The organism is Micromonospora sp. Llam0, from assembly GCF_003751085.1.
Lineage (GTDB): Bacteria > Actinomycetota > Actinomycetes > Mycobacteriales > Micromonosporaceae > Micromonospora_E.
Genome location: NZ_RJJY01000001.1, coordinates 4,215,352 through 4,237,728, shown reverse-complemented (window position 1 = coordinate 4,237,728; position 22,377 = coordinate 4,215,352). Strand labels below are relative to the sequence as shown.

The window sequence follows — 22,377 nt, the reverse complement described above, 5'->3', positions numbered from 1 at the left end:
TGGGCTGCCGCCGTCGGGCAGCCAAAGTCGGTACGGTCGCTCCGGCGCTCAGCCGGCCGGTGGTGCCGGGATGCTCATCTGGTCGCGGCGAAGTTGCAACGCCGGGTGACGTGACGGGGCGAAACCCATCGACTGGTACAGGTTGCCGCTGCCCGCCGTGGCGTTCAGGTCGACGACGCTGACCGTGGTGTCCGTGGCAAACCAGTCCAGCAGGGCCCGCACGCAGTCGCGGGCGTAGCCGCGGCCACGATGGTCCGGCTCGGTGCACACGTTGAACAGGTGCCCGCGCAGCCCGCCCGGGTTGCCGGGGGAGGGGGCGTGCCGGTCGCACAGGCCGACGGCGTTGCTGACGATGCCGTGCTGTGGGTCGTCGACCACGAACGCCGCGAACATTTCAGGGTCGCCGAGTGACCGGGTGAACCAGTCGAGCGCCGCCGAGCGCCATTCGGCCGTCTCGTCGCCGACCGGTGCGCCCATGTCGCGCAGCATCACGACCCGGAGCCGCACCAGGGCAGGAGCGTCGGCCGGTGTCGCGCGGCGTACGAGTGGTCGGGCCGGCAACTGCGTCGATGGTTGCGCTGGATCTTGCATCGGCGCAGCCTATCGGCGGCTGCCGAACTGGGCGTCGACGGCACGAGGGAACCGTCATTGTTGTCAAACCGCCGGGTTGACGACAATAGCGGTTCCCTCGTCGTGGTCGGCAACGAACACGCCCACCCCAGGTACGCCCCGGACTACACCCTCTGCCTCCAAGGCGAGGATCGCCTGGCGGACGACCGACGTCGCGACCCGGTACTGTTCCCGCAACTGGTGGGTGGGCGGCAGTCGATCGCCGGGCCACAGTTGACCGGCTTCGACCTGCGCCCGGATCTCGTCCGCGACCTGCTGCCACTGGGGCGTAACGGTCACTGGCCCTCCTGACGACAGCCGCCTGCGGTACGCCAGTGCTACGAGCCGGCTGCCTCGTCGCGGTCGGCGACGAACACACCAAGCCCGTGTACGCCCTGCACGATGCCCTGCATCTGCAACATGAGGATGGCGCGGCGGACCACTGTGGTGGACACGTTGTGCTGTTCGCGTAGCTGCGCCGTTGACGGCAGCTGATCACCCGGGCTCAGCTCGCCGGACTCAATCTGCGAGCGGAGGTGATCAACGAGCTGTTCCCACTTGGGCTTCACGGGCATTTTGGACTCCCAGGTCTGCCCCGCCATTGGATCACAGCCCAGCTATGTACGACAAGACACAGCTACTACAGCAAAGCTCTGTGCGACCAGATGTACAAAGTTGGCCTCGGTGTCTTGCTTGGTGCATCCGGGTGTGCAAAGCTCCCATTGACCGGTTCCCAGGTCTGCAAACCCGGAGCTGGTTCCCGCAAGGAGCCTGGTCAGCCGGCCGCCCCGCCGGCTGACCAGGTGCGCCCTCTCCACGCCTGAACGGGAGGCACCGACCGGTGACATCCGACCCCCGACCCGCCACCACCCTGCCCGACCGCCAACGACAGCACCCCGAGATCCGCCCCGACGGACAGCCGGTGACCGCGTCCGCCAGCAGCGTCTACGCGGCGTACGCCCGTGACCGGGTCGTCGCGGCGCAACAGGCCGTCGACACGCACACCACATCGGCGTACAACGGGTGTTGTCTGGGTTGCGGACGGCCCGGCCCCTGCGCCGAGCTGGCCGCCGCCGAAGCGACCCTGGCCCGCTACCACCGGCTGCCGTTCCGTCGGCCCGGCTCGACCCTGCTCGACCTGACCCGGACCACCGACGCCGACCAGGCGCGGTTCACCTGGTGGCGGAGGTCGGCATGACCGACGCACCAGTTGAGCGGACCGACACCGCTGACGGGCAGGCGTTACAGGTGGCCGCCGACATGATCGACGTGCTGCGGACCGTCGCCCTGGCGATGGAGACCACCGTCACCCACGCCGAGGAGCAGCTCGACGGCACCCGGCACCCGGACGCGCGACTCGCCACCGACCGCTACCAGACCGCACTGCACGAAGCGTGGGAGGCGTACGGTGAAGTGTTCGATGCGGTCAGCGCCGGCCGCCCGCAGCTGCCGGGTGGCCGGCCGGTCGCGGTCGCATCCATTCTGTACGGCCTGCGGACCGCCCGCCAGCACGCCGCGCACGCCGCCGCGCAACTGCCCGACCTGCGGCGACGGCTCGCGTATGCCGCTGACCGGCTGCACCGCAGCGAACACCCGCACGCCCAGACGACCGCCGACCGGCTGGCCGTCGCGCTGGGCCGACTGGATGACGTCGAGGTCAGTCTGAGCGTCGGCACCGGCGCGGTGGACCGCTACCTCGACGCCCTCGACACCGGTGCCGATCCGCCGGCCGCGCGGACCGCCCGGCTGGCTGCGGTGCATCCGATAGCCGGCCCCAACGGTGACGCGCTTGCCATCGGCACCCGGATGGCGGCGGCGGTAGTGGACGCCAACCGTCGGCACCTGCGGTTCCGAACCCGCTGGCAGGTGTTCCGCCGGACATTGTGGAACAATGTGAAGCGGGAGATGCGCCTGTGACGACCGAAAAGCCGGTGCCGACCAACCAGCCGGTGGCGGCGCTGAGCTATCTGATGGCGGGGCAGGTGCACGCCCATGATCGCTGGGTGCAACGGTTCACCGAAGCCGACCGCCAGCATTATCTTGACCTGCTCAGCGCGTTGTTCGTGCTCTGCGCCGACCGGCGGTTCCGCCGCGACGACCACGGCGCGGTGATCCGGTTCGTGGCCAGCGTCCGGGAACGCTTCGACCCCGACCGCACCATGGTCGACCCGGTCATCGCGGAGAACCTGCTGCTCGCCGCGCTCGGCGGCCACGACACGTTGCCGGCCACCGCCGAGAACATCACGGTGCAGACCCTGCTGACCGTCGCCCTGGTCAGCGACGAGCAGCCCAGCCCGGCCGGCTACGACGCGCTGCTGCGCGAGGTCGACGCCATGGTCACCACCGCCCCGCCGCCCGGCTAGGCATCCGCCCTGGCTACCGGTCCCTGATGGACCAACTCCGGAATATGCTGGTGCCTTCGGCGACTGGAGGGGACGCGACGATGACCGGGAACAGCCCACCACACACGCTGCTGCTGCGGACCGCCGGTAAGTCCGACATGGATCCGGCACGGCTGCTCGACGTCTTCGCCGCCCAACGGCGGCGGCTCTGCGACGACCTGCGGAGTCTGAGCCCGGAGCAGTGGTCCGCGCCGACCCGCTGCCCCGGATGGTCGGTGCAGGACACCGTCCGGCACCTGGGCGACGTCACCGTTGCGGTCGCCCCCGACCCGGGCGACCGGATGTTCGACCTGACGGCCGGGTTCGACCCCCGGACCACACCCCGCCGGTGGCTGGCGGCGTCGGCCGGCGAGTCGCCGGCCGACACCCTCGACCGGCTCGCCACGACGACGGAGAAGGCACTCGCCGTGGCCCGGGACCGGCTGGCCCGCGACGACCGGTTCGACGTCGTCCTGCCGTACGGGCCGATGGACTGGACGGTGCAGGCGCTGCACGCGCTGTGGGACTCGTGGCTGCACGAACGCGACATCTTCCTGCCGCTCGGCGTCGACCGCCCGACCGACCCCGAGGCGACCAGCTACGCGACCGCGTACGGACTGCTCATCGCGGCGGCGGTGGCGCAGAAGTTCGGTGCCCAGGTGCGCCAGCGTCTCGAACTGGGCGGCGACGGCGGTGGCGTATTCGAGGTGGCCGCCGACGATTCGGTGACGCTGACCGCGACGCTCACCGCGACCCGGACGGCGGCGGCCGGCCCGCCGGCCGCCGAGGTGACCGACGCGCTGGCCGGTCGCGGCTCGGCCGCGGTGCTCGACGTAGTACCCGACGGGTCGCGTACCGCCCTGACCGTCCTCGCCACCTTCTTCACCACCCCGGCCGAGGAGACCACGGTCTGACGACACGAAACCGCGAACGGCTGACGGGGCGATCGGACCGGATGACCGACGGACGGCGATCACCGGCCGCCGGGTCGGTCCTATGTGACCGCCGGACGGCTTTACGTCGAGCCGTCTCCTGGTGTCGGCGTCGCAGCCGGGGGCACGCTTGTTAGGTGGTTGATGACGATTGGTCGGCGGTCCGTGCACTTCTCGCGGTGAGCGCCGCGATCGATGATCTCCGGCAGGGGCGGCCGGGTGCCAGCACGCATCGGCTCGTCGCAGCGGTCGATGAGCTCATTAAGCATGTTGGCGACGAACCGGAGTTGGTGCCCCTACTGGACATCATGGTGCTGAACGCGCAAATGCTACGCGCTCGTGAAGACCGTGACGTAACGACGCTCGCCGCTCTGCCAGGACGCGTGAGCGCCCTGCGGGAACGGATCAGCTCAGACACCTCCTATGCACAGGACCTGGAAGCCCTCGCGACGCTGACCGAAGGCATGGCGCTCGGCGCGACCGGGCGAGTCGCGGATCTTATCGAAGCGGTGCCGAGGTTAACGCGAATCCAGGGCCCGCCAGGTATCGCCAATGCTGTCTTCTCACTGTTGGCCCGTGCCTACGCCGACGGCCATGTACGCGACCGGGACCTGGCCAGGCTGCGGTGGCGGGCCGTCACCGGGCAGCTTACGGGGCCGGAACGAGCGGGCCTGTTGGGCTCGCTCGCAATGGTCAACCTGCTTCAGGCCATGGACAGTCCGGCGCGGCTTTCCGTAGCGGTCCTAGACCTCCGACGAGCCGTGCAGGAGTCGCCGCCCGGCGACATCCACCGGGTGCTGTACTTGACTCAGCTCGGGGACGCATTGCTGCAGCGTGCCGTGGCGATCGTGGGCGCACCTACCCGCCTGGGGCGGTGGCTGCTGAGGCCATCGCTGCGACTGTTGCTGAGGCCGGGCGCCGGGGCCGCCGTCGATGTCGAGGAGGCGATCCTGGTATCGAGGGAAGCCGTCGGGACGGCGCAATGGCCAGGGCACGCCTTCTGGTCGATGGCTGCGGTGACGCTCGGGTCCGCGTACCGGCTGGCCGGCCGCTTCGCCGAGGCCCGCGAGGTGGGCCTGCGTAGCCTGCAAGGCCACGCCTGGCGGGCGCTGCTCCAGTCGGACACCGCAGCCCGCACGTCGGCGGTCCGATACGCGGCCCTCGACTCGATGACGGTGGCCGGCTGGCACATCATGGACGGTGACGCCGACGGCGCTGCCGTCGCGCTCGACGCCTGCCGAGGACTCATCTTGCACGCCGCCACCGAGTTCGCCGATGTGCCGACCCAGCTCGACGCCGCCGGTGCTACCGATTTGGCAGCACAGTGGCGGGCCCATCCGGGGCCCCTCGACCAGATCCCGATCGACCTACGCCAGGCGGCCCTGCAGCAACTCACGGCCGACGGCCGACTGTTGGACCCGCCTTCGCCAGCCGAGGTACGGGCCGCGCTCACTGCGATCGGTGCCGACGCCCTGGTCTACCTGGTCCCTGCCGACTCGCACCCGGCCGTCGCGGTGATCGTCCCGTCGACGGGTGCCGGGACGATTCTGCCGCTACCACAGCTCACCACAGCGCCGGCCGATGCGTCCGGCCAGTTTGATGCGGACACCGAACGGGAAGTCGACGTCGACCGGGAGTTGGATTCGAGTGTGCCGCCGGACCGGCTCGGGGCGCTGTGTGACTGGGCCTGGGCCGCTGCGACCGGGCCGCTTCTCGATTACCTCGGCATGCCCGATCCGCGGGTGGTGCTGGTGCCGATGGGCGGACTGGGCGCGGTGCCGTGGCACGCCGCGCGGCACGTGGTCGATGGCCGGTACCAGTACGCGATCGAGCGAGCGGTGTTCTCCTACGCGGCCTCCGCCCGGATGCTCTGCCGGACCGCCCGGTCGGCCGACGTGTCTCCGGCCAGCGGTTCGCCGGCCAACGAGTTCGAACCGGCCCTCGTCGTCGGCGACCCCGACACCGGGGGTGCGGCGCCGGCTTTGCCCGCCGCGCGCGACGAGGCGCTTACAGTGGCCGAGTTCTACCGCGACGTGACCTACATTGGGCGGCTGGCCGACGGCACGCCGAGCCCGTCCGGCGGCGGCACCCCGGAGGAAGTGCTTGGCTGGCTCGCCGGCGGTACGGCAGCCACCGGCGGCATGCTGCACCTGGCCTGCCACGGCGTCGTGGTCGACGGCACCGGGCCGCAGGACACCTCCTATCTGCTCCTCTCCGATGGGCGTCGCCTTGCCGCCGAGCAACTCGTCGCAGCCCTGTCTGACCCTGCCGTACGCCGGCCGGCGCTCGTCGTGCTTGCCGCCTGCAACAGCGGGGTCTCCGGTCGTGGCGCGGACGAGGCCTTCAGCCTCAGCACCATGTTTTTGGCCGGCGGTGCGCGGTCGGTGGTCGCTGCGCACTGGGCGTTGCCCGACCGGTCCACCTCCGACCTCATGGTGCTGTTCCACCGGCACCTGCGGGTCGACGGCCTGGCTCCGGCGGACGCGCTACGCGCCGCGCAGTTGCACCTGCTGGACCGCGATGTTGCTGAATGGGCCGGCGTAGTCCACTATGGTCAATGATTTCGGCCGGTTTGCTGTCGAGAACAGCAGTGCCTGGCCGTTTCGCTGTGGCCCCTGGTCACACCAGGGTGACGACGATCCGGGCGCCGGCCGTCCCGTCGGCCTGGGCCTGCCAGGCGGCGGCCACCTCGTCCAGCGGCCGCACCTGGTGGTCGACGGTCAACCGGCCGGCGTGGGCATGCCCGGCGATCGCAACCAGCGCCGCCGCCCGCTGCTGTCCGGTCAGCTCGTTGTTGGTGTAGCCGAGCACGCGTAGCGAGCCGCCGCGCAGGGTGGCCGAGTCGATCGGGGCGGTTGCTCCGGCCGAGCTGCCCAGGTTGACCAGCCGGCCACCGGGCCGCAGCACCCGCAGCGCGGCCGCCGCCGGCACCCCGAACAGCGGGTCGAGGACCAGGTCGACCGGGCCGCCGGCGGCCTCCCGCAGCCGGTCGGCGAGCCCGGGTACGTCGTCGTCGGCGCGCAGCGGCACCACCGCGTCGGCACCCAGGGCCCGTAGCCGCTCGGCGGCGGCGGCCGACCGGGCGGCGGCGGTGATCCGGCGGGCCCCGACCAGCCGCGCGATCTGCACCCCGGCCTGCCCGACGGTGCCGCTGGCCCCGAGGATCAGCACGTCCTCCCCGGGGCGCAGCCCACCGCGCAGGGTCAGCGCCGACCAGGCGGCGACCGCCGAGTAGCCGAGCGCGGCGATCAGCCGGTGGTCCACGCCGTCGGGCAGCGGCACCAGGTCGGCGACGGCCACGGCGGCGTACCCGGCGAGGCCGCCGTCGCCGGGTGCCAGGCCGGCGTGGGTCGGGAACCACACGCCGGAGCCGTCGGCGAGGGTGCCGACGCCCTGCACGCCGGGCACGTACGGCAGGGCCGGCGGGCCCAGGTAGGAGCCGCCGGAGGCGCAGAGCAGGTCCAGCGGGGTGATCGGTGCGGCGCTGACCCGGACCAGCACCTGCCCGGTGGCCGGTGTCGGCCGGGGCCGGCGCTGGACGGTCGGTGGTTCGCCGTACCCGGTGAGCACGGCGGCGGTCATCGACTCCGACGCGGCCATCAGGTGGCGATGTCCGGGTACGGCAGCGCGAAGTGGGCCAGCCGCAGCCCGTACTGCTTCTGGTAGGCCAACGGCTCGTCGTGGTCGCGTTCGAACATGGCGATGAACAGGGTCAACGTCAGGAACGGGTGCGCGCCCAGCTCGAACAGCCGGACGTGGTCGTGGCTGGCGAGGGCGTCGCGTTCGTCGTCGGTGAATCGTAGCCAGGTGCTGGCCTCGCCGGTGTGGCAGTTCAGTACGGAGTTCGCCCGCTCCGCCTCCCACCAGGTGACGAACTCCCGTGGCTCGGACCGGTAGCGCTCGACCAGCTCCGGGTCCCGGTCGACGGTGTAGAGGAACTTGTCCACAAGGTACTTGCTCATGCCGGCGCTCCGTTCGGGTACCAGGTGAAGTAGGCCTCCATGGTGTGGAACAGGTCGAGGGTGTCGACGTGGTGCGCCTTCGCGCCGGCTCCGGCGACGCCCATCATCAGCATGAAGTCCATGAAGCCGTGGGTGGCGTTGCCGGGGGAGTGCAGGCTGTCCAGGGTGACTTCGGCGAGGCAGCCGTCCAGGTCACCGTTGGCGATCCACTGCACCGCCCGCTGGTCGAACTCCGGGTCCGGGCCGTGCGGGCCGAACTGGCGTGGCCCGCCCAGCTCCAGCGACAGGTGCCCGGTGCCGATGATCGCCACCCGCAGGTGGCTCGGCCAGGAGGCGACGATGTCCCGGATCGCCTCGCCGAGCTGCACGAAGCGTTTCGGCTGCGGCAGCGGCGGGGCGAAGATGTTGGTGTAGATCGGCACGATCGGCAGGTCGGCCTCGGGCCGCAGGGTGATGATCGGGCAGGTGATGCTGTGGTCGATCCGCAGCTCGTTGCTGAACGCCAGGTCGAAGCCGGCGTCCAGGCCGGCCCGCAGCAGGTGCGCCGACAGGTCCTCCTGGCCGGTGAGCAGCATCCGGGGCAGGCCGAACTCGCGTTCCTCGTTGTACCAGTTGGCGTCGTAGAACGGTGCCTTGCCGACCAGGAACTGCGGCATGTTGTCCAGCCACAGCTGGTGGAAGTGGTCGGAGCCGACCATCACCAGCACGTCCGGGTTGGCCCTGGTGAGGGTCTCCCGGAACGCGAGGATCTTGCGCTGCCACTCGTCGGCGAACGGCGGACGGTCGTCGCCGGTGGCGGTGGTGGCCCGGTAGTAGAACGGGTGGTGTGTGGAGGCGATGACCGCGACGATGCTGGCCATGGCCGCTCCTTCCAGAAGGGGGTGACGGTGACGGGGGATCAGTCGGTGGCCGGGGGGACGTAGCGGGCGTTGCGGTCGACGGTGCGGTAGATCTCCATGCCGAGCGGGTTGCGGCGTTCCTCGGCGAGGTGGCCGAGCAGCCCGGCGGTACGGGCCAGCAGGGCGAAGCCGCGCAGCAGGTCGACCGGCAGGTCCAGGTCGGCCAGCGCGGCACCGCACACCCCGGCGCCGTTGAGCGGCAGGGTGCGGCCGAGTACCTGCGGGTGGACCCGGCCGATCGCTTCGAACAGCCGCAGGTGCGGTCCGCGCAGCCCTTCTTCGTCCGCGATGCGGATCAACACCGGGGTACGCGGGTCGACATCCTTGTGGACGGGGTGGCCGAGACCGGGCAGCAGCCGTTTGGCGGCGCGGGCGTCGCGTACCGCCGCCAGGGCGACCTCGTCCCAGCCGGCGTCGTCGTCGGGGTGGGTGTCGAGCCCGGCGAGGACGTCGGCGAGGAACCGGCCGCAGTCCTCGGTGACGCCGAGGAAGCGGGAGCCGCCGCCGAGCAGCCCGGCGGCGATGGCACCCTGCAGCGACTCGGGGGCGCTGAGGTACGTCAACCGGGCGGCGATCGCCGTCGGGGTGAAGCCGTGGTCGGCCAGCGCCACCAGCACCGCTTCGAGGACCCGGACCTGTCCGGGGGTGGGTCGGCGGCCGGCGACCAGCCAGTACGCCAGCTCACCGAACCCGACCTTGCCCATCAGATCCTCGGCGAGGTCCTGGCCGAGCAGCCGGATGGTGGTCCGGTCGGAGGTGCCGATCGAGGTCGGGAAGCTCAGCCCGTGCTCCTGGTCGTCGGTCAGCTCTTCAGCCACGCGCGGATCTCCTCACCGTGTTCGTCGAGTGCGGGCGGCGGCGTGTCGTAGCGCGCCGGGGTCTGCGACAGGGTGATCGGGTGCCGGATCCCGGGTACGGCGGTGTCGCCGTCGCCGACGCTGACCACCGGGTCGAGGCCGAGGCGCTGGGCGAGCGCCACCCCGCCGTCGATGGTGTTGATCGGCGCGCACGGCACCCCGGCGGCGAGCAGTTCGTCGAACCATTCGTCGCGGGTGCGTTTGCGTAGTTGCTCGACCAGCAGCGGGCGCAGCGCCTCGCGGTTGGCGGTGCGGTCCTGGTTGCGGCCGAACCGGGGATCGTCGACCAGCTCCGGTACGCCGAGCACCTCGCACAGTTTGCGGAACTGCCCGTCGTTGCCGGCGATGACGATGAGTTCGCCGTCGGCGACCGGCAGCGGCTCGTACGGGAACAGGCTGGGGTGGGCGTTGCCCATCCGGAACGGCACCACGCCGCCGGCGACGTACCCGCTGCTGTGGTTGACCAGCCCGGACAGCGCCGAGGACAGCAGGTTGACCTCGACGTGCTGGCCGGTGCCGGTGGTGTCGCGGTGGTGCAGGGCGGCGAGGATGCCGATGCTGGCGTGCAGCCCGGACATGACGTCGAAGACGCTGATCCCGGCCCGGTACGGCGACCCGTCGGGGTCGCCGGTGAGGCTCATCAGCCCGGAGACGGCCTGCACCATCAGGTCGTAGCCGGGGTAGGCGGCGCCGGCGCCGGTGCCGAAGCCGCTGATTGACGCATAGATGATCTTGGCGTTGCGGGCGGCGACGCTGTCGTAGTCCAGGCCGAACCGGCGCAGCCCGCCGGGCCGGAAGTTCTCGATCATGACGTCGGCCCGGTCGGCGAGTCGGCGGGCGACGTCGAGGTCGTCGGGGTCCTTCAGGTCCAGGGCGATGGACCGTTTGTTGCGGTTGATCCCCAGGTAGTACGTGGAGACGCCGTCGCGGGTCGGCGGCATCCAGGTGCGGGTGTCGTCGCCGCCCGGTCCCTCGACCTTGATCACTTCGGCGCCGAGGTCGGCGAGCAGCATGGTGGCGTACGGGCCGGCGAGGATCCGGGAGAAGTCGGCGATCAGCAGCCCGTGCAGCGGCCCGGTGCCGCCGGCTGGTCGCGCGTCGGCTCCCGGTGCGTGGTGCTCGGCCATCTTCTGGTCGCCTCCCTCGTGCCCGTACAAGCCATGTGCCCGTACAGCGGACGATCGTCCGACAAATCGAGTCTCGGTCGCAGACCCAGGCGTGTCAACCCGCACCGGCAGGCTCTCGGCAAACTTACTGTTCAAGCTGCTCAAGGTTAGGGTGAAACAAGTTCGAAATCTTCTCTTGACGTCGCTCGTGACCCGGAACACACTGGCAGGAATCGTGATTGACCGTCTAGCGGACAGTGGTCCGAAAATCTGTGGAGCGGATGGGAGAGGCGCTGATGAGCACAGACGCGCAGCGGAGCGCGGCGGCCGGCCGGCCGGTGGTCTTCCGTAACGGCCTGGTACTGACCATGGACGACAGCCACACGGTGCTGCCCCGCGCCGACGTGCTGATCGTCGGCGACCGGATCGCCGAGGTCGGCGAGGCGCTCGCCGTACCCGACGGGACGCAGGAGATCGACGCGGCCGGCGGCATCGTCATGCCCGGCATGATCGACACCCACCGGCACATGTGGCAGACCGCGATGCGCGGGTACGGCGCGGACTGGACGCTGACCCAGTACTTCGTCTGGTACTACCTAGAGTCGGGCAAACTGTTCCGACCCGAGGACGTGTACGCCGGCAACCTGCTCGCCGCGATCGAGGCCATCGACGCCGGGGTCACCACCACCGTCGACTGGTCACACGGGCTGCAGACCCCGCAGCACGCCGACGCCGCCGTGGACGCCCTCGAAGCCGTCCCCGGCCGGTTCGTCCTCGCCTACGGAAACCTGCAGCAGGGTCCCTGGGAGTGGGCGGCCAGCCCCGACTTCCGCGACTTCGTCACCCGCCGCATCCACGGCCGGGGCGACATGCTCGGCTTCCAGATGGCCTTCGACGTCACCGGCGACCCGACCTTCCCGGAGAAGGCCGCCTTCGAGGTGGCCCGCGAACTCGGCGTGCCGGTCACCACCCACGCCGGCGTCTGGGGTGCCACCAACGACGACGGCATCCGGCTGATGCACGAGAACGGCTTCATGACCGAGTCGACCGTCTACGTGCACGCCGCCACCCTCAACCGCGACTCGTACAACCGGATCGCGGCTACCGGCGGCTCGGCCTCGGTCTCCACCGAGAGCGAGCAGAGCGCCGGCCAGGGCTACCCACCCACCTGGCAGCTGCGCCAGCACGACATCCCGGTGTCGCTGTCGATGGACACCAGCGTCTGGTGGAGCGGCGACCTGTTCTCCGCGATGCGTGCCACGCTCAGCGCCGACCGCTCCCGCGAACACCTCGAGGCGCACGGCCGGCAGGAGACCGTCACCCACTGCCACCTGCGGGCCGAGCAGGTCGTCGACTGGGCCACCCGGGGCGGGGCGCGGGCGCTCGGCATGGACAGCCTGGTCGGTGCGCTCACCCCGGGCCGCAAGGCCGACGTGGTGCTGATCAAGAACGAGGCCTCGCCGGTGATGTTCCCGATCCTGCACCCGTACGGCCATGTCGCGTTCCAGGCCCAGCGCGGCGACGTGCACAGCGTGGTGATCGACGGCCGACTGGTCAAGCACGAGCACCGCCTCGTCGACGTCGACCTGGCCGCCGCCCGCGCCGCCGTGACGCGCACCATCGAACACCTCACCGCCGAGATGGGTGACGACGCCTGGACCAAGGGGATGAACCCGGACATCCCAGAGACCAAGGTGCTGGACAACCCGTACACCTACACCCAGTGGGACGCCGGCAGCGCCCAATGGAAGCATTGACCGTCTGACGGGCCCCGGCGGGTCGACCGCCCGCCGGGGCGGACCGCCGATCACCACCGAGAGAGGGCCGCCGTGGCGCGCGAGGCCGGAGCAGACTTCATCGAGGCGTTGGCCCGTGGCCTCGACGTGCTGCGCTGCTTCCCGCCGGGTCGGCCCGCCATGACGCTCAGCGAGATCGCGGCGGCCACCGGGCTGGCCCGTCCGACCGTACGGCGAATCCTGCTCACCCTCGACGAGCTGGGGTACGTACGCAGCAGCCCGGACCGAGGATTCTCGCTCACTCCACGGGTGCTCGAACTCGGCATGACCTACGTCAACGCGTTGAGCATCTGGGACGTGGCCCGCCCGCACATGCAGCGCCTGGTCGGGCAGACCGGCGAGTCGACGTCGATGGCGCAGCTCGACGGCAGCGACATCGTCTACGTCACCCGGGTCGCCGTACCGAAGATCGTCACCCTCGCGGTGACCATCGGCACCCGGTTCCCGGCGGTGGCCACCTCAATGGGCAAGGTGCTGCTGGCCGCGCTCGAACCGGACGAGCTGACCGCCGTGCTGGCCCATCCCGGCCGGTCCGGCATCACCCCGCGCTGGCGGCCCGACCGCGCCGAGCTCGACCGGGTGCTGCGCGAGGTCCGGGCCCGCGGCTGGGCCGCCGCCGATCAGGATCTGGCCGCCGGCATCCGGTCCGTGGCGACCGGGGTACGCGACGGCGACGGCCGGGTCGTGGCCGCGGTGAACGTGACCGTGCACGCCGCCGAGACGTCGATGGAGAAGCTGACCGGCGAGCACCTGCCACGCCTGCTGAGCACCGCCGCCGAGATCAGCCACGACTGGGCGCGACTCGGCGCGGTGCCGATGGCCACCGTACGGCAGCAGCCGGATCCGGAGCCGGCCGGCAGGTGACCGGTCAGCATCCCTCTTTTCGTTTCCTGGGTGATTTTTCCGTTTTGAACAGCTAATCCGGTAAACACCGCTCTTGCCGCAAAAAGCACTGATAGAACTGTCCGTACCTGTCAGGGGGCGGAGAGTGGGTGCGCAGCGGATGACCAGTTCCGAGCTGGCCACGACGGACGTGCCGGCGGGCGCGTCCGGCGCGTCCGGCACGACGACCACCGGTCCGGCCCGGGAGAAGTCCCCGGGCTCGGCCGAGGGCGCGACCCGGGGTCCGGCCCGGCCGGTCACCACCGGCGACCGGGCGCACGGCACGTTCCGGCGTGACATCGAAGGGCTGCGCGGGGTCGCCGTACTGCTCGTCGTGCTCTACCACGCGGGCGTCCCGCTGTTCGGTGGCGGCTACGTCGGCGTCGACGTCTTCTACGTCATCTCCGGCTTCGTGGTCACCTCGGTGCTGCTGCGCGAGTACGCCACCGACGGCACCATTTCCATCCTCGGCTTCTACGCCCGGCGCGCCCGGCGGCTGCTGCCCGCCGCCGTCCTGGTGCTGATCACCACCCTGCTCGCCGCCTGGTGGTGGCTGCCGCTGCAACTGCAGTGGATCGCCACCCAGGCGATCGCGAGCGCCGCGTACTGCGTGAACTTCCTGCTGGCCCGCAACAGTGTCGACTACCTGGACACGATGCGCCGGGAGTCGCCGCTGGAACACTACTGGTCGCTGGCGGTCGAGGAGCAGTTCTATCTGTGCTGGCCGCTGCTGCTGCTCGCACTCCTCGGCTGGCCCCGACTACTGCGCCGGCGGCGGGCCCGGTCAACGTCGGCCCGGTCCCAGCCGGCCCGGACCGGGCCGGCCTGGTTACAGCCGGCCCGGTCCTGGTGGCGTCCGGGTGACCTGCGGCCGGTGCTGGTCGTCGTGGCCGGCGTCGCCGTGCTCTCCTTCGCGCTCTGCGTCTGGCTGACCGCCACATCGCCCGGGTACGCGTACTTCGGCTCCCCGGCGCGGGCCTGGCAGCTGCTGGCCGGCGTACTGATCGCTCTCGGGGCCGGCGCCGTGTCACGGCTGCCGGCCCGGCTCGCCGCCGGAATGGCCTGGACCGGGTTGGCCGCGGTGCTGGCGGCGGCCCTGCTGTTTGACAGCACCACGCCGTTCCCCGGCTACCCGGCGCTGCTGCCGGTGGCCGGTGCGGCGCTGGTGATCGCCGCCGGCTGCGCGCCGCACAGCGGTGGGGCCGGCGGGCTGCTCGCCCTGCGTCCACTGCAGTGGATCGGCCGGTTGTCGTACTCGTGGTACCTGTGGCACTGGCCGTTCCTGGTGATCGGCGCCGCCCTGCTCGGCGGGCACGGCACGATCTGGCAGAACCTGGGCCTGGTCGGCGGGGCGCTGGTCGCCGCCGCCGGCACGTACCTGCTCGTCGAGGCCCCGTTGCGGCGGCGCCGACGGGCGGCCCGGCCGTGGCGCACGGTCGGCCTGGCGGCCGTGGCGTCCGCCGCCGTCGTCGCGGTGGCGGTGCCGGCGCTGGCGACGAAGCCGACGCTGGTGGGGCCGGGCCGGCCGGTCGACACCGCCGCCACGCTGGCCGCCTCGGCCGACGTCGAGCGTGACCTGACCCGGTTGGTCGCCGCCAGCGCCGATGCCGGTCCGGTACCGGCCAACCTGACGCCGCCGCTGCCCGAGGTGACCACCGACATCCCGGCCGTTTTCCACGACGGCTGCGTGGTGCTGCGGATCACCGACACCGGCACCGACCACCCGTGCGGGTACGGCGACCCGGCCGCGGCGCAGACCGTGGTGCTGTTCGGCGACTCGCACGCCGGCAGCTGGTTCCCGGCGGTGCGCCGGCTGGCCGACGAGCGTGGCTGGCGACTGGTCGTCATGGTCAAGGGGTTCTGCAGCGCCGCGTCGGTCCGGTTCCACCTGGACTCGGTCAACCGGCCGTACGACGAGTGCGTCCAGTGGCGCGAGCAGGCCCTGCGGCGGATCGGCGAGCTGCGACCCGCGATGGTGGTCACCTCGTCGACCAACTACACCTTCGGCGACCCGGTCGGCGTGTTCACCGACCGGGACCAGGTCTGGACCGACGGCTGGGCGCGGACCGTCGACGAGATCAGGTCCACCGGCAGCGAGGTGGTGCTGATCGGTGACGTACCGTGGCTGCCGCCGACCGTGGTCGACTGCCTGGCGCTGCACCTGACCGACGCGCGGGCCTGTCACGGCCCGGTGTCCGACGTGGTGCTGGAGCCCCGCCGACGGCAGATGATCGCCGACGTCGCGCGGGACCGGGGCGCCCTGGTCGTCGACCCGACGCCGTGGTTCTGCACGTCGACGGTCTGCCCGGCGCTGGTCGGCAACGTGGTCACGCTGCGTGACGGCAACCACATCTCGGCCACCTACTCGCGGTTGCTGTGGCGGGTGCTGGACGAGCGGATCGGCCTGCTGGGCGCCTAGTGGACACCGAGACCGGCGCCGACCCGGCCAGCGACGCGTGTACGCCGACGACAAGCTGGCTGCTGGCCGCCACCCTGATCCCTACCGCCAGCGCGGTGCTGGCCTGTGTGGACCCCCAGCTGCGGCACTGGTTCCTGCTCCCGGTCACCGTCTGCGGCGTACTGATCGGCGTCGACGCCTTCGAGTGGCTGCTGCGCCGGCGCGACGTGTTCGACCCGCAGGCGATCCTCGGCCTGTTCGGCGTCCACTTCTACTACCTCGCGCCGGTGTTGCACGTGCTGGTGGACTACTGGCCGGCGCTGCTGCACCCGTCGGCGGCGGGGTGGCGACCGGCGTTGGGCACGATGGCGCTGCTGAACATGGTCGGGTTGGTCGTATACCGGGTGGTCCTGTCGATGCCCGGTCGCGGTCCGCGGCCGGGCGGGCCACCCCGGCTGGACCCGGGGCGCTTCCAGTCGGTCGCGCTGGTGGCCGTCGTCATCGGCATCCTGGCGTTCGGGGCCGAGGTGGTACTGCTCGGCGGGCCGGGCGGCTTCCTCACGGCGATGACCCAGGACCGTACGGCGTTCGCCGGGCTGGGCTGGCTGCTGCTGATCAGTGAGTCCTTCCCGCTGCTGCTGTTCTGCCTGGTCCTGGTGCGCTGGCGGGAGCTGCTGCGCCGCCGCGCCGACCTGGTGGTGCTGCTGCTGATCGGGCTGGTCGCGGTCCAGTTCCTGGTGGGCGGCCTGCGGGGCAGCCGGTCGGCGGTGCTGTGGCCGCTGGTGCTCGGCCTGGTCCTGGTGCACCTGCTGGTGCGGCCGATCAGCAGGAAGGCGTTCGTCGCCTCGGCGGTCGGCGTGGTCATGTTCGTGTACGCGTACGGGCTCTACAAGGGTGCCGGGGTGGAAGTCGTCGACATCGCCAAGGGCACCCGTACCGTCGAGGAGGTCTCCGCGCAGACCGGCCGTGACCTGCCGACGGTGCTGCTGGCCGATCTGGGTCGGGCGGACATCCAGGCGCTGCTGCTGAACCGGCAGCGCGTCGGCGCCGCCGAGTTGAGCTACGGGAGCACCTACGTCGCCGCGCCGCTACTGCTGGTGCCGGGCAGCGTGGGTGCCGAGCGGTTCCAGACCAAGTCGGCGGTCGGCACCGACGTGCTGTACGGGCCGGGGGTGTACGACTCCGGCCTGCGGTCGCAACGGGTCTTCGGCATCACCGGCGAGGCGATCCTCAACTTCGGACCGGTCGGCGGCCTGCTGTCGTTCGTGTTCCTCGGGCTGTTCCTCCGGTTCGCCACCCGGTGTTACACGCGGGCACGGCAGCCCGACGCCCTCGCCGCGAAGCTGCTCTGCCTGCCGCTGTGTGCGATCACGATCATCCTGGTCACCGCGGATCTGGACAACATCCTGGCGTTCTACGTCGGCGAGGCGCTGCCGCTGGCGCTCGTGGTGCTCTGCGCGATCGCGTGCAGGTCACGGACGTCCGTCGGTCATCATCAATACCGACAATCATCGCCTAACGTGCTGCTAGCCTCAAATTAGTGCAAATTGCCGAGAGGGTGCATCAGGTGGACGACATGCATGTCGTGATCATGGCGGGCGGCAGAGGGGTACGGCTGCGGCCGTACACCACCGCGCTGCCCAAGCCGCTGGTGCCGATCGGCGAGCACTACGCGATCCTCGACGTGGTCCTGCACCAGCTGGCCGCCTGCGGATTTCGGACCGTGACCATCGCGATCAACCACCACGGCTCACTGATCCGGGCGTTCGTCGGCGACGGCTCCCGGTTCGGCCTGTCCGTCGACTACGCGCAGGAGCGGGCCCCGCTGTCCACCGTCGGACCACTGTTCACGATGCGCGACCGGCTGCCGGAGCGGTTCCTGGTGATGAACGGCGACATCCTGACCAACCTCAACTACGCCGACCTGCTGCGCGCCCACACCGACTCCGGTGCCCCGGTGACCGTGGCGACCTTCCGGCGCAAGGTCCAGGTCGACTTCGGTGTCCTGGCCGTCGAAGGGGACAAGGTCGTCGAGTTCAACGAGAAGCCCACCCTGGACTACCGGGTCAGCATGGGCGTGTACGGGCTCACCCGGCAGACGATCGCGGCGTACCCGAGCGGCATCACGTTCGGCTTCGACCAGCTGATGCTCGACCTGATCAACCAGGGCAACCCGCCCGCCGCCTACGACTTCGACGGCTACTGGCTCGACATCGGTCGACCCGAGGACTACGACGAGGCGAACCGCAGCTTCGAGACGTTGAAACCGATCCTGCTGCCGGCCGCCCTGCGGGAGCCCGCATGAATGCGCGCCCGGACCGGATAGATCTCGATCTCGAACAAGGAGCGACAATGGTCAATCGGATCGGCATCGTGGGCATGGGCTACGTCGGGCTGACCCTGGCGGCCGGCCTGGCCCGCAACGGATTCGAGGTGCACGGCGTCGACAGCGAGCCGCGCGTCCGCGACGAGCTGTCGGCCGGCCGGGTCCACCTGTACGAGCCGGGCCTGGCCGAGGCGCTACGGGACACCCTCGGCCGCAACCTGTTCGTCCACCCGACGCTCCCGCCGGACCTCGACGCCGCCGTGATCTGCGTGTCGACCCCGGTCCGTGACGGCACCTCGACCCCGGTCCGTGACGGCACCCGGCAGCCGGACCTGACCAACGTCGCGGCCGCCGCGACCGAGATCGCCCGGCGCTGCGGACCGCAGACCCTGGTCGTGGTCCGCAGCACCGTACCGGTCGGCACCAGCCGGCGGATCGTCCTGCCGGCGTTGACCGCAGCCTGGGGCCGGGCCCGGCTGGTGATGGCACCGGAACGGACCATCCAGGGGCAGGCGCTGCGCGAGCTGACCGAACTGCCGCAGGTGGTCGGCGGTCTCGACGACGACAGCCGACGCGCCGGGGTGGCGCTGTTCGGCCGGCTCGCCCGGCAGGTCGTCCCGGTCTCCAGCCTGGAGACCGCCGAGCTGGTGAAGCTGGCCAACAACTGCCACACCGACCTGATCTACGCGTACGGCAACGAAGTCGCCCTGCTCGCCGGGGCGCACGGGGTGGACCCGTTGGAGGTCGTCCGGGCCGCCAACCACGACTACCCCCGACCCGACCTGGCCCGACCCGGCTTCGTCGGCGGGAGCTGCCTGTCCAAGGACCCGTACCTGTTCGGTGCCAGCGCACCGGCGCACACCCCGCTGCTCGTCGCCGCGGCCCGGCAACGCAACGAGCAGCTGCCGGTGCAGGTGGCGGAGACCGTCGTCGGACGGCTGCGGCAACTACGCGGCGTGACCTCCGGAGCGACCCTCGCCGTCCTCGGCTGGGCGTACAAGGGCTGGCCGCCCACCGACGACATGCGCGGCGCGGCGATCGTGACGATGCTGCCGGCGTTCGACCGGGCCGGGCTGCGGGTGCTCGGCCACGACCCGCTGGTCGCCGACGAGGTGATCCGGGCGCACGGCGGCGAGCCGGTCAGCCTCGACAAGGCGTTCAGCGAGGCCGACGCGGTGCTGGTGCTCAACGACCACCCCGACTACCGGGGGCTGCCGGTGGGGACGCTGCTGCCCGGCACCGCAGTCCGGTTCGTCTACGACTCGTGGCGGATCCTCGACGAGGAGTCGGTGCGGGCGGCCGGGGTGCACTACGAGAGCCTGGGCTACCGGCCGACCAGGGAGCCGGTGTGATGCGCGCGCTGGTGCTCGGCGGTGCCGGGTTCATCGGTCTGCACCTGGTGCGCCGGCTGGTCGCCGACGGCCACACGGTCACCGTGGTCGACGACTTCTCCCGGGGCCGCGACGACGCCGAACTCGCCCGGGTCTGCGCCGACCCGGCGGTCGAGGTGGTCACCGGTGACCTCACCCGGGCCGCGACCTGGGCCTCGTTGCCCCGTCACTGGGACCAGGTCTACCTGCTGGCCGCCGTGGTCGGGGTGCGCAACGTCGAGGCCGACCCGGCCCGGGTGGTCCGGATCAACGCGCTCGTCGCGCTGCACCTGATGGACTGGATCGACGCCGCCGACCGGGTCTTCTTCAGCTCCACCAGCGAGGTGTACGCCGGAGCGGTCGACGCCGGAGTGGCCGCCGTACCGACCGGTGAGGACGTCCCGGCGATGGTGGCCGACGTGACGGCACCCCGCTTCGCGTACGCCACCAGCAAGCTGCTGGGCGAGGCGGCCGTGCTGCACGGGTCCCGCGCGGTCGGCGCGCACGCCGTGGTCGGCCGGTTCCACAACGTGTACGGGCCCCGGATGGGCACCGACCACGTGGTACCGGAGATGTCGCTGCGGGCGCTACGCGGCGAGGACCCGTTCCGGGTGCCGGGCGCCGACCAGTACCGCGCCTTCTGCTACGTCGACGACGCCGTCGAGGCGGTGGTCCGGCTGATGGCCACCCCCGACGCCGCCGGCCGGATCGTGCACATCGGCGACGACACGGAGCAGACCAACATCGCCGACCTGGCGAAGCTGGTGCTGCGTACCGCCGGCAGTCACGCGAGTCTGCGGCCCGAGCCGGCACCCGCCGGCTCGGTGCACCGACGCTGCCCGGACCTGGGCCGGCTGCGCCGGCTCACCGGCTACCAGCCGGCGGTCGCCCTGGAAGAGGGTGTCGGGCGGACCTTCGCCTGGTACCGCGACCACGGCCGACCGACCGTCGCCGAAGGTCCGATACCGCCGGGTGCGCCGGACCGAACCGAAGGGCAGGTGCCGGCATGGCGGTGAGTCTGCGTCGCCGGATCCTCGACGTGGTCGACGACCGGGTCGACCCCCGGATCATCGCCGGGCTCGGCGGGATCGCGCTGTCGCTGCGGTCGGGCTCACGCTGCGTCGTGCGGTACGAGGAGGACACCTGGATCCACCGGTACCGGGGCGGGACGGTGGTCAACACCGAGCTCGGCGGGCTGTCCGCCGAGCGGGAGGACGAGGTGGTCCGGGACACCTTCCTGTACGGCTACCACCCGCGTCCCGGTGACACCGTCGTCGACATCGGCGCCGGTGTCGGCACCGAGGTCCGGCTGTTCTCCCGGGTGGTCGGCGCGCGGGGCCGGGTGCTCAGCATCGAGGCGCACCCGCGTACCTTCCGCTGCCTGCGCCGCACCGTCGAGCTCAACCGGCTGTCCAACGTGACGCTGCTGGAGTGCGCGGTGGTCGGCGAGGCCGGCCCGGTGCGCATCGACGAGGACGCGCTCAGCCACATCCGCAACGGGATCAGCCAGGAAGGCACCGGCGGGATCGAGGTCACCGGCCGCCGGCTGGACGAGATCCTGCGGACCTGCGGCGTCGACCGGGTCGACCTGCTCAAGATGAACATCGAGGGCGCCGAGTTGAGCGTGCTGGAAGGGGCCCGCGACGTGCTTGACATGGTCGGCAACCTGGTGGTGTCCTGCCACGACTTCAAGGCCGAGGGCCCGGCCGACGCGTGGATGCGCACCTTCGCCCCGGTCAAGGCGCTGCTGCGCGACGCCGGGTACACGATCACCACCCGACCGGCCGACCCCCGGCCGTGGATCCCGTACTACGTGTACGCCTCCCGAGGCGGGCAGTGATGCGGCTGTTCTACATCGGCGGGATCGGCCGCAGCGGCAGCACCCTGGTCGAGCGGGTGCTCAACGAGCTGCCCGGAGTGTGCGGGCTGGGCGAGGTCGCACAGGTCTGGGACAACGGGGTACGGGACAACCGGCTGTGCGGGTGCGGCGCGGCGTTCCGGGACTGCCCGCTGTGGAGCAGGATCGGCGAGTACGCCTTCGGTGGCTGGGACAACGTCGACCTCGACCGGATCGCCCGGCTGCGCGCCGTCGTCGGCCGGACCCGGCACATCGGGCTGCTCGCCGTCCCGTGGCTCGGCGAACGGCGTCGGGCCCGGGTGATCGAGTACGTCGACTACCACGCGCGCGTCTACGCCGCGGCGGCGGAGGTGACCGGGGCCCGGGTCGTCGTCGACTCGTCCAAGGACACCGCGTTGGCGTACTGCCTGCGCTGGGCCGGACCGGCCGACCTGCGGATCCTGCATTTGGTGCGGGACCCGAGGGGAGTGGCGTACTCCTGGACCCGACGGGTGCACGACCCGGAGTCCGGCACCGACGTCGCGGTGCCGCGGTTCCCGGCGGCCCGGTGCGCGCTGACCTGGAGTGGGCACAACGCCGCGTACGACCTGCTGGGTCGGCTGGGCCGGCGGCGGCGCGGCGCGGTTGACGGGCGGCTGGTGCACCGGATGCGGTACGAGGAGTTCCTCGCCGATCCGCTGGGTGCGGCCGGGACGCTGAGCCGGCTCGCCGGTCTGCCGCAGACCGGGGTGGATCTGTCCTACCTGTCCGGCGCGGAGGTGGAGCTGGGCGAGTTGCACAGCGTCTCCGGCAACCGGATGCGGTTCACCACCGGCCGCCTGACGTTGCGGGTCGACGATGCCTGGCGCACCAGCCTGCCGGTCGCCGCCCGCCGGACCCTCACCGGACTGTGTGCGCCGCTGCTGCGCCGGTACGGCTACCACCGCCCACTGCCGCCTGAGCCGTCAGCGCCAGAGACCGAGGCGGTCGGATCCGAGGCACATCACCGACTGAAAGTGTAG

The 22,377-nt window shown here is 71.5% G+C and carries 22 protein-coding genes; 14 read left to right on the top strand and 8 right to left on the bottom strand.

Translation table 11 applies throughout. The annotated features are described in order from the left end of the window. Nucleotides 1–48: 48 nt before the first annotated feature. The 3 genes from EDC02_RS18545 to EDC02_RS18535 all read right to left on the bottom strand — a co-directional run bounded on the left by EDC02_RS18545 (nucleotide 49) and on the right by EDC02_RS18535 (nucleotide 1,184). Entirely contained in the window at nucleotides 49–591 is a 543-nt protein-coding gene (locus tag EDC02_RS18545; RefSeq protein WP_123603053.1) for a GNAT family N-acetyltransferase, read from the bottom strand. Nucleotides 592–654: 63 nt separating this feature from the next. Further along, the gene (locus tag EDC02_RS18540) at nucleotides 655–909 is read right to left on the bottom strand and encodes a winged helix-turn-helix domain-containing protein (protein ID WP_123603052.1); all 255 of its coding nucleotides are present in this window, start codon (nucleotides 907–909) and stop codon (nucleotides 655–657) included. 38 nt (nucleotides 910–947) lie between these two features. Beyond that, nucleotides 948–1,184: a winged helix-turn-helix domain-containing protein gene (locus tag EDC02_RS18535; RefSeq protein ID WP_370461466.1), complete on the bottom strand. Its 237-nt coding sequence runs from the start codon at nucleotides 1,182–1,184 to the stop codon at nucleotides 948–950. 266 nt (nucleotides 1,185–1,450) lie between these two features. Between EDC02_RS18535 and EDC02_RS18530 the strand changes: the two genes are divergently transcribed. The 5 genes from EDC02_RS18530 (at nucleotide 1,451) to EDC02_RS18510 (ending at nucleotide 6,483) form a co-directional block, all read left to right on the top strand. After that, the gene (locus EDC02_RS18530; protein ID WP_123603050.1) at nucleotides 1,451–1,807 is read left to right on the top strand and encodes a hypothetical protein; all 357 of its coding nucleotides are present in this window, start codon (nucleotides 1,451–1,453) and stop codon (nucleotides 1,805–1,807) included. Continuing rightward, nucleotides 1,804–2,526, top strand: coding sequence for a hypothetical protein (locus EDC02_RS18525; protein ID WP_148083512.1), 723 nt, complete (start codon nucleotides 1,804–1,806; stop codon nucleotides 2,524–2,526). Before EDC02_RS18530 ends, EDC02_RS18525 begins: the two co-directional genes overlap by 4 nt. Continuing rightward, nucleotides 2,523–2,972: a hypothetical protein gene (locus EDC02_RS18520; protein WP_123603048.1), complete on the top strand. Its 450-nt coding sequence runs from the start codon at nucleotides 2,523–2,525 to the stop codon at nucleotides 2,970–2,972. Before EDC02_RS18525 ends, EDC02_RS18520 begins: the two co-directional genes overlap by 4 nt. An 80-nt stretch (nucleotides 2,973–3,052) precedes the next feature. Then, nucleotides 3,053–3,904 carry a maleylpyruvate isomerase family mycothiol-dependent enzyme gene (locus EDC02_RS18515; RefSeq protein ID WP_199757675.1) on the top strand — a complete coding sequence of 284 codons (852 nt, stop codon included), beginning with the start codon at nucleotides 3,053–3,055 and terminating at the stop codon, nucleotides 3,902–3,904. Nucleotides 3,905–4,305: 401 nt separating this feature from the next. After that, nucleotides 4,306–6,483, top strand: coding sequence for a CHAT domain-containing protein (locus EDC02_RS18510; protein ID WP_158632221.1), 2,178 nt, complete (start codon nucleotides 4,306–4,308; stop codon nucleotides 6,481–6,483). Between the two features lie 58 nt (nucleotides 6,484–6,541). Here the strand turns inward: EDC02_RS18510 and EDC02_RS18505 are convergent, their stop codons facing one another. The 5 genes from EDC02_RS18505 to EDC02_RS18485 are packed head-to-tail and all read right to left on the bottom strand — an operon-like array spanning nucleotide 6,542 to nucleotide 10,767. After that, on the bottom strand, nucleotides 6,542–7,522 hold the full coding sequence (locus EDC02_RS18505; protein WP_233606000.1) for a zinc-binding alcohol dehydrogenase family protein: 981 nt from the start codon (nucleotides 7,520–7,522) through the stop codon (nucleotides 6,542–6,544). Further along, nucleotides 7,522–7,884, bottom strand: coding sequence for a hypothetical protein (locus tag EDC02_RS18500; RefSeq protein WP_123603046.1), 363 nt, complete (start codon nucleotides 7,882–7,884; stop codon nucleotides 7,522–7,524). Before EDC02_RS18500 ends, EDC02_RS18505 begins: the two co-directional genes overlap by 1 nt. Beyond that, a complete protein-coding gene (locus EDC02_RS18495; protein ID WP_123603045.1) occupies nucleotides 7,881–8,744 on the bottom strand; it encodes an extradiol ring-cleavage dioxygenase in 864 nt (287 codons plus the stop codon). The genes EDC02_RS18500 and EDC02_RS18495 overlap by 4 nt, the downstream gene beginning before the upstream one ends. Before the next feature lie 38 nt (nucleotides 8,745–8,782). Then, entirely contained in the window at nucleotides 8,783–9,601 is an 819-nt protein-coding gene (locus tag EDC02_RS18490) for a citryl-CoA lyase (protein WP_233605999.1), read from the bottom strand. After that, entirely contained in the window at nucleotides 9,586–10,767 is a 1,182-nt protein-coding gene (locus tag EDC02_RS18485) for a CaiB/BaiF CoA-transferase family protein (RefSeq protein ID WP_123604917.1), read from the bottom strand. Before EDC02_RS18485 ends, EDC02_RS18490 begins: the two co-directional genes overlap by 16 nt. 275 nt (nucleotides 10,768–11,042) lie before the next feature. On the opposite strand from EDC02_RS18485, the gene EDC02_RS18480 reads away from it, so the two are divergent. The 9 genes from EDC02_RS18480 to EDC02_RS18440 all read left to right on the top strand — a co-directional run bounded on the left by EDC02_RS18480 (nucleotide 11,043) and on the right by EDC02_RS18440 (nucleotide 22,377). Further along, the gene (locus tag EDC02_RS18480) at nucleotides 11,043–12,503 is read left to right on the top strand and encodes an amidohydrolase family protein (protein ID WP_123604916.1); all 1,461 of its coding nucleotides are present in this window, start codon (nucleotides 11,043–11,045) and stop codon (nucleotides 12,501–12,503) included. A gap of 72 nt (nucleotides 12,504–12,575) precedes the next feature. Then, on the top strand, nucleotides 12,576–13,406 hold the full coding sequence (locus EDC02_RS18475; protein WP_123603044.1) for an IclR family transcriptional regulator C-terminal domain-containing protein: 831 nt from the start codon (nucleotides 12,576–12,578) through the stop codon (nucleotides 13,404–13,406). 139 nt (nucleotides 13,407–13,545) lie between these two features. Beyond that, nucleotides 13,546–15,843 (top strand): acyltransferase family protein, encoded by a 2,298-nt coding sequence (locus tag EDC02_RS18470; protein ID WP_148083510.1) that lies wholly within the window; start codon nucleotides 13,546–13,548, stop codon nucleotides 15,841–15,843. Continuing rightward, complete coding sequence (locus EDC02_RS18465) at nucleotides 15,843–17,363, top strand: hypothetical protein (RefSeq protein ID WP_123603042.1); 1,521 nt, start codon at nucleotides 15,843–15,845, stop codon at nucleotides 17,361–17,363. Before EDC02_RS18470 ends, EDC02_RS18465 begins: the two co-directional genes overlap by 1 nt. A gap of 35 nt (nucleotides 17,364–17,398) precedes the next feature. Continuing rightward, nucleotides 17,399–18,127 carry a sugar phosphate nucleotidyltransferase gene (locus tag EDC02_RS18460; protein WP_123604915.1) on the top strand — a complete coding sequence of 243 codons (729 nt, stop codon included), beginning with the start codon at nucleotides 17,399–17,401 and terminating at the stop codon, nucleotides 18,125–18,127. 47 nt (nucleotides 18,128–18,174) lie between these two features. Continuing rightward, nucleotides 18,175–19,500 (top strand): nucleotide sugar dehydrogenase, encoded by a 1,326-nt coding sequence (locus EDC02_RS18455; RefSeq protein WP_199757674.1) that lies wholly within the window; start codon nucleotides 18,175–18,177, stop codon nucleotides 19,498–19,500. Beyond that, complete coding sequence (locus EDC02_RS18450) at nucleotides 19,500–20,534, top strand: NAD(P)-dependent oxidoreductase (protein ID WP_123603040.1); 1,035 nt, start codon at nucleotides 19,500–19,502, stop codon at nucleotides 20,532–20,534. Before EDC02_RS18455 ends, EDC02_RS18450 begins: the two co-directional genes overlap by 1 nt. Next, the gene (locus EDC02_RS18445) at nucleotides 20,525–21,358 is read left to right on the top strand and encodes an FkbM family methyltransferase (protein WP_123603039.1); all 834 of its coding nucleotides are present in this window, start codon (nucleotides 20,525–20,527) and stop codon (nucleotides 21,356–21,358) included. The genes EDC02_RS18450 and EDC02_RS18445 overlap by 10 nt, the downstream gene beginning before the upstream one ends. After that, a complete protein-coding gene (locus tag EDC02_RS18440) occupies nucleotides 21,358–22,377 on the top strand; it encodes a sulfotransferase (protein ID WP_233605998.1) in 1,020 nt (339 codons plus the stop codon). The genes EDC02_RS18445 and EDC02_RS18440 overlap by 1 nt, the downstream gene beginning before the upstream one ends.

Bases quoted from the DNA above. Each gene is read 5' to 3' on its own strand.
- EDC02_RS18545 (WP_123603053.1), bottom strand. From the start codon at position 591: ATGCAAGATCCAGCGCAACCATCGACGCAGTTGCCGGCCCGACCACTC.
- EDC02_RS18535 (WP_370461466.1), bottom strand. From the start codon at position 1,184: ATGCCCGTGAAGCCCAAGTGGGAACAGCTCGTTGATCACCTCCGCTCG.
- EDC02_RS18525 (WP_148083512.1), top strand. From the start codon at position 1,804: ATGACCGACGCACCAGTTGAGCGGACCGACACCGCTGACGGGCAGGCG.
- EDC02_RS18515 (WP_199757675.1), top strand. From the start codon at position 3,053: ATGACCGGGAACAGCCCACCACACACGCTGCTGCTGCGGACCGCCGGT.
- EDC02_RS18505 (WP_233606000.1), bottom strand. From the start codon at position 7,522: ATGGCCGCGTCGGAGTCGATGACCGCCGCCGTGCTCACCGGGTACGGC.
- EDC02_RS18500 (WP_123603046.1), bottom strand. From the start codon at position 7,884: ATGAGCAAGTACCTTGTGGACAAGTTCCTCTACACCGTCGACCGGGAC.
- EDC02_RS18495 (WP_123603045.1), bottom strand. From the start codon at position 8,744: ATGGCCAGCATCGTCGCGGTCATCGCCTCCACACACCACCCGTTCTAC.
- EDC02_RS18485 (WP_123604917.1), bottom strand. From the start codon at position 10,767: ATGGCCGAGCACCACGCACCGGGAGCCGACGCGCGACCAGCCGGCGGC.
- EDC02_RS18480 (WP_123604916.1), top strand. From the start codon at position 11,043: ATGAGCACAGACGCGCAGCGGAGCGCGGCGGCCGGCCGGCCGGTGGTC.
- EDC02_RS18470 (WP_148083510.1), top strand. From the start codon at position 13,546: ATGACCAGTTCCGAGCTGGCCACGACGGACGTGCCGGCGGGCGCGTCC.
- EDC02_RS18460 (WP_123604915.1), top strand. From the start codon at position 17,399: ATGCATGTCGTGATCATGGCGGGCGGCAGAGGGGTACGGCTGCGGCCG.
- EDC02_RS18455 (WP_199757674.1), top strand. From the start codon at position 18,175: ATGGTCAATCGGATCGGCATCGTGGGCATGGGCTACGTCGGGCTGACC.
- EDC02_RS18450 (WP_123603040.1), top strand. From the start codon at position 19,500: ATGCGCGCGCTGGTGCTCGGCGGTGCCGGGTTCATCGGTCTGCACCTG.
- EDC02_RS18445 (WP_123603039.1), top strand. From the start codon at position 20,525: ATGGCGGTGAGTCTGCGTCGCCGGATCCTCGACGTGGTCGACGACCGG.
- EDC02_RS18440 (WP_233605998.1), top strand. From the start codon at position 21,358: ATGCGGCTGTTCTACATCGGCGGGATCGGCCGCAGCGGCAGCACCCTG.